Here is a 567-nt window from a genome sequence, read left to right as displayed (position 1 = left end):
GCCTTACAAGCAGAGGGTCAGCGGTTCGATCCCGTTAACCCCCATATGAGTCGTTAGCTCAGTTGGTAGAGCATCTGACTTTTAATCAGAGGGTCACAGGTTCGAGCCCTGTACGACTCATAGTAATAACCTATGCGGGTGTGGCGGAATTGGCAGACGCACTAGATTTAGGATCTAGCGCCTTCGGGCGTGGGGGTTCAAGTCCCTTCACCCGCACTTCATTGCCGGCTTAGCTCAGTTGGTAGAGCATCTGATTTGTAATCAGAGGGTCGAGGGTTCAAGTCCTTTAGCCGGCATCAGGAATATGCGGAAATAGCTCAGTGGTAGAGCACCACCTTGCCAAGGTGGGGGTCGCGGGTTCGAACCCCGTTTTCCGCTTTGCCTTAGCAATTTTCAGCCGGGGTGGCGGAACTGGCAGACGCACAGGACTTAAAATCCTGCGGTGAGTGATCACCGTACCGGTTCGATTCCGGTCCTCGGCATTTCATAATATGCGCCCATAGCTCAATTGGATAGAGTGTTTGACTACGGATCAAAAGGTTAGGGGTTCGACTCCTCTTGGGCGCG

The 567-nt window shown here is 53.1% G+C and carries 6 tRNA genes; all 6 read left to right on the top strand.

The window, feature by feature from the left end:
- The first annotated feature begins 47 nt into the window (after positions 1–47).
- A tRNA-Lys gene (locus Q1X33_RS16605) sits at positions 48–120 on the top strand.
- Between the two features lie 14 nt (positions 121–134).
- Positions 135–216 (top strand) — tRNA-Leu (locus Q1X33_RS16600).
- Between the two features lie 7 nt (positions 217–223).
- Positions 224–296, top strand: a tRNA-Thr gene (locus Q1X33_RS16595).
- A 10-nt stretch (positions 297–306) separates the two neighbouring features.
- A tRNA-Gly gene (locus tag Q1X33_RS16590) sits at positions 307–378 on the top strand.
- Positions 379–396: 18 nt separating this feature from the next.
- Positions 397–482 (top strand) — tRNA-Leu (locus Q1X33_RS16585).
- An 11-nt stretch (positions 483–493) separates the two neighbouring features.
- Positions 494–567, top strand: a tRNA-Arg gene (locus Q1X33_RS16580).

Origin of the sequence: Enterococcus sp. B2E4 (assembly GCF_030499455.1) — a bacterium.
Classification (GTDB): domain Bacteria; phylum Bacillota; class Bacilli; order Lactobacillales; family Enterococcaceae; genus Enterococcus_D; species Enterococcus_D casseliflavus.
The sequence above is the reverse complement of the archived record's forward strand: the minus strand, read 5'-3'. Positions and strand labels throughout refer to the sequence as shown.